The sequence below is a fragment of the Pseudomonas sp. R62 genome (genome assembly GCF_000257605.1).
GTDB classification, from domain to species: Bacteria; Pseudomonadota; Gammaproteobacteria; order Pseudomonadales; family Pseudomonadaceae; genus Aquipseudomonas; species Aquipseudomonas atacamensis.
This window is the reverse complement of the sequence record NZ_JH635998.1, coordinates 3,723,665-3,731,125: the sequence shown is the minus strand read 5'-3', so window position 1 is coordinate 3,731,125 and position 7,461 is coordinate 3,723,665. Positions and strand designations below refer to the sequence as shown.

Genomic DNA, 7,461 nt, shown 5'->3' with positions numbered 1-7,461 from the left:
ATGCCGCAAGTGCCGAAGATCCTGCTGTTGTGGGTCGGCGAAGGCAGCATCGAGCCTAAATCTGCGGTGACGTTTGCCGCGTCCGGCGAGAAAGACAAAAACGTTTTCTACGGCAAGCAGGAACCCAAGTCAGAAGCGGAATTCAAGCAATGGGTCGACTACGCCAAGGCTCAGGGCGCGATCGGCACCGGCCCTTCGGCGAAGCTGACTCAGGGTGGTGATCAGAGTTACTCCGACCTGGTGCAACCGTGGATGAATAAGTACACCCACGACCAAGGCATGCTGGTGCATGTTTATACGGTCGACGAGGCGGTGGACTACGAGAAAGTCATGGCGGCGGGTGTCGACGGCATCTTTACCAACCGCGCCAGTGAACTGTTGAAGTTTTACAAGCGTCCGGCTGTTGGCAGTGTTGATGAGGTTCTGAAGAAGAACGGTTTCTAAGTTGTTATCGAGTCGCCTGCTTCGCGAGCAGGCTCGCTCCGACAAAGAGCAGTTTTATCGCGAAGCAGAGATTTAAGGGTGAGTTAAGTTGCGCTGGTTAATCTGAACCCACTTACACAGATCAACCACTTCAACGCACTGCCAAGGAATGAACCGATGAAAACTTTGACTGCCCTGTTTACCGCCGCTGCCCTGACCCTCACCGCTGGCCTGGCTCAGGCTGATGTTCGCATCGACCAGATCCCGCAACTGGTCAAGGACGGCAAGATCAAGTCGCTGGAATCGATGAACGCCGAAGCACTGAAACTGCACCCGGGCGCAACGATTACCGACACCGATCTGGATAACCACTTCAATGGTTACGAGTATGAAGTTGAACTTAAAACTGCTGACGGCAAAGAGTTCGACGTGGACTTTGATGCCACCACCGGTAAAGTGCTGAGCGACAAGCAAGACACTTGATAGACCGCTGTTAAAGAGCCGCACGATTTAACGATCGTGCGGCTTTTTTGTGGCTGCGGATTGGGGCGCAAACTTTGTGTGGTCTGTGAAATCGATCCCCCTTCACCCCAGCCCTCTCCCCCAGGAGAGGGAGCCGATTTGCGGGCCGCTCAAACCCGAGTTCGACTCGGTATTGCAAGTTCGGTGCAATTCACCCATTCCCTGCGGCCAGTCCCCTCTCCCTCCGGGAGAGGGTTAGGATGAGGGGCTGACAAACCACCACCCAAAATCAAGCACTCAACCGCGCCGTCACCTCATTCAACTGCCCCGACAATCCGTGCAGGTTCTGACTGGCACTTTCGGTGCGCTGCACGTTGTCCAGGTTGGTGCTGGCAATCGCGGTGATTTCAGTCAGATTGCGCGAGATATCCTCGGCCACTGAAGTCTGCTCCTCAGCGGCCGTGGCGATCTGCCGGTTCATGTCGCGAATCGCCTCCACCGCCAAGGTGATGCGCTCCAGCATCGCGCCGGCCTGGGTCACTTGCTCGACACTTTCATCACTGCGCGCCTGGCCGCTCTCGATAGCCTGCGCGGCATCGACAGCGCCGGTCTGCACGTTCTGAATGATCTGGTTGATCTCGATGATCGACTCCGCCGTGCGCTGGGCGAGGTTGCGCACTTCATCGGCGACGACGGCAAAACCACGCCCGGCCTCGCCCGCCCGCGCCGCTTCGATGGCCGCGTTGAGCGCCAGCAGGTTGGTCTGTTCGGCGATGCCACGAATCACTTCCAGCACCTTGCCGATACGACCGCTGTCGGTTTCCAGGCGACGGATCACCGTGGCGGTGTTGGCGATCTCGCCGCGCATCTGCGTGATCGAATGGATGGTGGTCTGCATGACCTTTTCACCCTGCTGCGCCGACTGATCGGCATCGTCGGCAGCACGCGCGGCATCGGCGGCATGACGGGCGACTTCCTGGGCCGTGGCGGACATTTCATTCATCGCCGTGGCCACTTGATCAGTGCGGTTGAATTGCTCGCTGGTGCCGCCGGCCATCGTCGTGGCAATGGCATTCAACTCGCCGCTGGCGCTGTCCAGATCACCGGCGCTGCGTTGCAAGCGAGTGAAGGTGTCCGCCAGAAAATCGCGCAGAGTGTTCGCTGCGGCGGCGAGGTTGCCCAGTTCATCGCGACGCTCGCTGACAACACGTTCAGCCAACTGGCCACGGCTCAAGCGGGTGACGTAATCGATGAGGTTGCGGATCGGCTCGATCAGGTTGCGGCTGACCAGCCACAGGCTCAGCAGACCGATCAACAAGCCCGACGCGAGCATCACCAACAGCCCCAGCCACACGGTGCGCTCAGCGCTGGCGCTGATCAACGCCGATTGCGCGGTGCCCTGCTCGCGCAGCTCGGCGACCAGTGCGCTCATCTGCTCGCTGGCGGCGCGATCAACGCCTTTGACCGCTGCGTCGCCGGCGCTCGGATCACCACCGGCAACGACGTAGGCATCGCGGCCTTTCTGGTAGGCCGTGCCCAACTGGCGATGCTCCTCGCGCAAACGTTCGATGCGGGATTTGAGATTGGCCTCGATGCCTTTCTGGCCGGCCAGTTCGCCGAGAATATTCTGCACATCGCGCTGGCGCTCTTCGAACTGGCTCCAGTATTTCGCCAGATCCGCCGGTTGCTTGCCGCGCAGCAGGACGTTTTTCCATTCCTGCACCTGCACTTTGAATTGCAGGTTGGCTTCATCGATCAGTTGCGAAGTGTGCAGCGGGCCGGCGATCAACTGGCTATAGCTTTGCACGCCGTTGGAGAGGTAATGAAAGCAGGCCAGCGCGATCAACAATATCGCCAGCAGACTGCCGCTCAACAGGGCGAGAATTTGCGCTCTCAGGGATTTTTGCAGCATTGCAAGGTACTCGAAGCAGGGATGAGGCACGCCCGAGCGGACGTGAAAAATGGCCGGACTTCCCTGTCGACATACCATGGCCAAGGGCCGATGGCGCGCAACCTAACTCACCTGAGATCGGCGCGCCAGAGGGCTTCTTGAGAATCTTCCGACAGTCGGTAACGCGTTGATTTGCAGTCACTTTACTGTCACAAAACGGTCATGTTGGCTTGCGATGATGCCGCTCAGGTGAACCTGAAAATCCCCCACCAGACACCCTCCTCGCAGCGAGCCGCCATGAACCACAGCCTCGATATCAGCCATCGCGCCCCGGACCTGTTTGGCTTGCTCTACGGCTTTCGCTTCCTGCCCGGTGAGCGCGGGCGCGAAATCGATTCGGCGACGGCTTTGCGCTGTTTGCAGGATGACGGTGACAGCGAAGAGTTTCTCTGGCTGCACCTGAACCTGGCCCACGCCGCGTGCGAGCGCTGGATGAAAAGTCATCTGCAATTGCCCGAGGAGTTTTTCGAAGCGCTGCACGAAGGTTCGCGATCGACGCGCATCGAGCATGTCGATTCGGCGCTGCTGGCGGTGGTCAACGATGTGGTGTTCAACCTCAGCAGCATGGTCTCCTCCGACGTGTCGACGCTGTGGGTCTGCGTGCGCAGCAAACTGATCGTCAGCGCGCGCCTGCAACCGCTGCATTCGGTGGACAAGTTGCGCTCGTCGGTGAAGGCCGGCGAGTGCTTTCGCTCGCCCTCGGAACTGCTCGTGCATTTGCTGCGCGATCAGGGCGAAGTGCTGACGCAGATCGTGCGCAAGACCAGCCTGAGTGTCGATCAGGTCGAGGACGAATTGCTCTCCTCGCGCCTGTCGACCAACCGCGCCGAACTTGGCGCCAACCGTCGCGTGCTGGTGCGTCTGCAACGGCTGTTGGCGCTGGAGCCGGGTTCGCTGCTGCGCCTGCTCAATCGTCCGCCGCCGTGGTTGCAGAAGGAGGACGTCAAGGAGTTGCGCAAATCCACCGAGGAGTTTGCGCTGATCATCAACGACCTCACCGCCCTCGGCGAACGGATCAAACTGTTGCAGGAAGAAATCGCCGCCAACCTCAACGAACAGAGCAACCGCACGCTGTTCACCCTGACGGTGGTGACGGTCCTGGCCTTGCCGATCAACATCATTGCCGGTTTTTTTGGGATGAATGTCGGCGGTGTGCCGCTGTCCCAAGACCCGCACGGATTTTGGGTGCTGGTCGCGCTGGTGGCGACGTTCACCGTGATTGCCGGGCGCTGGGCGTTTCGCAAGCGTGGGGATTATTGAGCGCAAATCCCACACACAACACGCTCCCACAGGGGCAATGTGCTCAATGTCAGAGCGTTGAACGTACGACATCGCCGAGCCAATCCATAAACACCCGCACCCGCAGCGGCAAATGCCGTTGCCGCGCGTACAACAACGAAATCGCCATCGGCGGTGCGGTGTGTTGTGGCAGTACGGTCACCAGTTCGCCATTCTCCAGATGCGGCTGCATGCCGGTGCGCGGTACCTGCGTCAGGCCGAAGCCGCCCAGGCACGCCGCTTCATAGGCGTCGGTACTGTTGACCGTGACACTGCCGGCCATCGCCACCCGTCGCACTTCGCCACCCTCCTCATACACAAACCCTTCCGAACGCGAGCCCAGTACGCCGACGTAATGCACCAGCCGATGCTGCGCCAGATCCTCGATGGTCTGCGGCACGCCGTAACGTTGCAGGTAAGCCGGGCTGGCGCAATTGACCATCGGGAAGTCGCCGAGATGCCGGGCGACCACCGACTGATCCGGCTGCGCGCCGATGCGCAATACGCAGTCGAAACCCTCGCTGAGCAGATCGACGCGCCGGTCGGTACTGCTGATTTCCATCTGCAGATTCGGGTGGCGATCCATGAATTCCGGCAGGCGCGGCATGATCAAGCGTCGCGCGAGGATGTTCGGCATATCGACGCGGATGCGCCCGGTCAGCGAAGCCTCGTCCTGACGGAACAGCCCTTCGATTTCATCCATGTGCGAGAGCAGATCTTTGCTGCGTTCATACAGCACCAGTCCATCCTGAGTGGCCTGCACCTTGCGCGTGGTGCGCTGCAACAGCCGCGTGCCGAGCAAGGCTTCGAGTGCCTGCACTTGCTCGGACACCGTCGAGCGCGGCAGGCCGAGGCTTTCACCGGCGAGGGTGAAACTCGACAGTTCGCTGACCCGGACGAAGGTGCGCAGCAGTTCCAGTTTGTTCATGACAAGCCCCGGTGATTGTTCGGCTGAGCCGATCAGTGATTCCGCTTTTGCCGTGTTTATCACCTCAGGGCGGATAAATAAACTTTTTCCATCCCGCTCAACGCAATCGAGGAAGTCAGCATGAACCGCAAAATCGCACTGATCACTGGCGCCAGTCGTGGCCTCGGCCGCAGCACCGCCCTGCACCTCGCCGCGCAAGGCATCGATATCATCGGCACCTACAACAGCCGCGCCGACGAGGCCCAGGCGCTGGTCACTGAATTGCAGGCGCTCGGCGCAAAAGCGGCGATGCTGCAGCTGGACGTCGGCCACAGCGAAAACTTCGCCGCGTTTGCCGCGCAGGTTGAACAGGTATTGGGGCAAACCTTTGAGCGTCAGCGCTTTGATTTCCTGATCAACAACGCCGGGGTCGGCGTGCATGCGCTGTTCAGCGAAACCACTCCGGAGCAGTTCGATCTGCTGATGAACGTGCAGTTGAAAGGACCGTTCTTCCTGACTCAGCAACTGCTGCCGCTGATCAATGACGGTGGGCGCATCGTCAATATTTCCAGCGGCCTGACCCGCTTCAGCCTGCCGGGTTACGGCGCTTACGCGGCAATGAAAGGTGCTATGGAAGTGCTGACGCGTTATCAGGCGAAAGAGCTGGGTGCGCGGAAGATTGGCGTGAACGTTCTGGCGCCGGGTGCGATTGAAACCGATTTTGGCGGTGGCACGGTGCGCGATAACAGCGCTGTCAACGCGATGGTCGCCAGCAACACTGCGCTGGGTCGTGTCGGGCTGCCGGATGATATTGGCGGGGCATTGGCGCTGCTGCTGTCGGAGGGTGGACAGTGGATCAACGGTCAGCGGGTCGAGGCATCTGGCGGCATGTTTCTCTGACCTCAACCAACAGACTGTTTGTGGCGATGGGATTTATCCCCGCTGGGCTGCGGAGCGGCCCCAAAATCGGGTCTGCTACGCAGCCCAACGGGGATAAATCCCCTCGCCACAGGGCTACCTCAGCTTTCATATGCGCGGCGGGCCATGAAGCGCTCGCGCAGTACGTCATAACCCCAGTGATAAACATAGGTGTACGGCAGGAAGAACAGCAGCACGCCGATGTCGAGCAACAACGCCTGCCACAAGCTGACCGACAGCCACCAGGCAATCAGCGGCACGCCCATCACGATCAATCCACCTTCGAACAGCAATGCATGCACTACACGGACCCAGGCGTTGTGCGGCAGATTCATCCGCGCCAATGCACGGTCGAAAAAACGGTTGAACACCACGTTCCATGCCAGCGCCAACAGCGCGATCAACACGGTCACCGCGCCCATGTCGAGCAGCGGCTTTTGCATGATCCATGCGAGCAGCGGTGTGCAGATCAGGATCGCGAGAAACTCGAAACCAACCGCCTGGAAAACACGTTCGGTGATGGACTTGTGGGCAGTCATGGCCTGACTCCTTGTTTGACGATGGTTGCCATGATCCAACTTAATACCGATACTTCACAACCAATAACCATCGATCAAGGCGATAGTTCATGGCTTCGCAGGAAGTGCTGTTGGCATTTGTGCAGGCAGCGACGCAAGGCTCATTTTCCGCAGCGGCGCGCAAACTGGGGCGCAGTCAGTCGACCATTAGCGCGGCAGTGGCAAGCCTGGAGATCGATCTGGACCTGCAACTGTTCGACCGCAGCAGCCGCAAGCCCACGCTCACCCCCGCCGGCCACGTCATGCTGCAAAAAGCCGAGGCGATTTTGGCCGCCACCAGTCGTCTGGAGATGAGCGCGCGGCAATTGGCGCAAGGTGTGGAACCGAAGCTGACGGTGGCGATTTCCGATACCTACCAGTCGTATCGTTTCGAGGCGGCGCTGGTGGATTTCGAGCAGCGTTATCCGGAGCTTGAGCTGGAATGCCTGATTGCCGAATGCGAAGACCTGATCGAACTGGTCCAGCGCGGCCGGGCGCATCTGGCCTTCGCGGAAATGCAGGATAACTACCCGCCGGATCTTGTGACCTCCACTGTGGCCGAGCGCACGGAGATAGCCTTGTTCGTCAGCCGCGAGCATGCGTTGGCGAAGCTTGAGCATGTGGATCAGCAGATCCTCGAGCAACATCGCGAATTGCGGCTGGCGACCATCGTCAATCCCTACGACAGTCGCGGCAAAGGCCGGGTGTGGTCGGCGCCGAGTTACCTGATGCTGCTGGAAATGGCGGAAAAAGGCTTTGGCTGGGCACCGTTGCCGAGGTGGCTGGTGCAGCGTTATGCCAATGATTTGCTGATAGAGCTGAATGTGCGCGGCTGGCCGAAACCGGTGTTTGTCGACGCCTTGTGGTCGCGCTTGTATCCGCCGGGGCCGGCAGGGAGCTGGTTGCTCAGCAAGATGCTTGAATAAGCGCTTGAGATCAAAAGCCCCTCACCCCAGCCCTCTCCC

8 protein-coding genes and 1 pseudogene are annotated in these 7,461 nt (G+C 59.9%); 5 read left to right on the top strand and 4 right to left on the bottom strand.

Features of this window, described 5'->3' with window-relative positions; genetic code table 11:
• Together OQK_RS17755 and OQK_RS17750 are read left to right on the top strand one after the other, a co-directional pair.
• Positions 1–444 (top strand): glycerophosphodiester phosphodiesterase family protein (locus OQK_RS17755; protein WP_038861049.1); only part of this gene is annotated, 444 nt, incomplete at its 5' end.
• Positions 445–600: 156 nt separating this feature from the next.
• Entirely contained in the window at positions 601–906 is a 306-nt protein-coding gene (locus OQK_RS17750) for a PepSY domain-containing protein (RefSeq protein WP_016773566.1), read from the top strand.
• Between the two features lie 268 nt (positions 907–1,174).
• Here OQK_RS17750 and OQK_RS32070 read toward each other — a convergent pair whose 3' ends face one another.
• A complete protein-coding gene (locus OQK_RS32070) occupies positions 1,175–1,942 on the bottom strand; it encodes a methyl-accepting chemotaxis protein (RefSeq protein WP_408005036.1) in 768 nt (255 codons plus the stop codon).
• 117 nt (positions 1,943–2,059) lie between these two features.
• Positions 2,060–2,218 (bottom strand): annotated as a pseudogene (locus OQK_RS32065) (HAMP domain-containing protein); the annotation flags it as partial.
• Between the two features lie 855 nt (positions 2,219–3,073).
• Between OQK_RS32065 and OQK_RS17740 the strand changes: the two are divergent.
• On the top strand, positions 3,074–4,096 hold the full coding sequence (locus OQK_RS17740) for a transporter (protein WP_016773564.1): 1,023 nt from the start codon (positions 3,074–3,076) through the stop codon (positions 4,094–4,096).
• Positions 4,097–4,145: 49 nt separating this feature from the next.
• Here OQK_RS17740 and OQK_RS17735 read toward each other — a convergent pair whose 3' ends face one another.
• A complete protein-coding gene (locus OQK_RS17735) occupies positions 4,146–5,042 on the bottom strand; it encodes a LysR family transcriptional regulator (protein WP_016773563.1) in 897 nt (298 codons plus the stop codon).
• A gap of 120 nt (positions 5,043–5,162) precedes the next feature.
• Here OQK_RS17735 and OQK_RS17730 point away from each other — a divergent pair, with 120 nt between their 5' ends.
• Complete coding sequence (locus OQK_RS17730) at positions 5,163–5,921, top strand: SDR family NAD(P)-dependent oxidoreductase (protein ID WP_016773562.1); 759 nt, start codon at positions 5,163–5,165, stop codon at positions 5,919–5,921.
• 119 nt (positions 5,922–6,040) lie between these two features.
• On the opposite strand, the gene OQK_RS17725 is transcribed toward OQK_RS17730, so the two are convergent.
• The gene (locus OQK_RS17725; protein ID WP_016773561.1) at positions 6,041–6,478 is read right to left on the bottom strand and encodes a multidrug/biocide efflux PACE transporter; all 438 of its coding nucleotides are present in this window, start codon (positions 6,476–6,478) and stop codon (positions 6,041–6,043) included.
• Positions 6,479–6,567: 89 nt separating this feature from the next.
• On the opposite strand from OQK_RS17725, the gene OQK_RS17720 reads away from it, so the two are divergent.
• Positions 6,568–7,422: a LysR family transcriptional regulator gene (locus OQK_RS17720; RefSeq protein ID WP_016773560.1), complete on the top strand. Its 855-nt coding sequence runs from the start codon at positions 6,568–6,570 to the stop codon at positions 7,420–7,422.
• The last annotated feature ends 39 nt before the right edge of the window (positions 7,423–7,461 follow it).

Coding starts and splice junctions, on each gene's coding strand:
- OQK_RS17750 (WP_016773566.1), top strand. CDS start 601: ATGAAAACTTTGACTGCCCTGTTTACCGCCGCTGCCCTGACCCTCACC.
- OQK_RS32070 (WP_408005036.1), bottom strand. CDS start 1,942: ATGGCCGGCGGCACCAGCGAGCAATTCAACCGCACTGATCAAGTGGCC.
- OQK_RS17740 (WP_016773564.1), top strand. CDS start 3,074: ATGAACCACAGCCTCGATATCAGCCATCGCGCCCCGGACCTGTTTGGC.
- OQK_RS17735 (WP_016773563.1), bottom strand. CDS start 5,042: ATGAACAAACTGGAACTGCTGCGCACCTTCGTCCGGGTCAGCGAACTG.
- OQK_RS17730 (WP_016773562.1), top strand. CDS start 5,163: ATGAACCGCAAAATCGCACTGATCACTGGCGCCAGTCGTGGCCTCGGC.
- OQK_RS17725 (WP_016773561.1), bottom strand. CDS start 6,478: ATGACTGCCCACAAGTCCATCACCGAACGTGTTTTCCAGGCGGTTGGT.
- OQK_RS17720 (WP_016773560.1), top strand. CDS start 6,568: ATGGCTTCGCAGGAAGTGCTGTTGGCATTTGTGCAGGCAGCGACGCAA.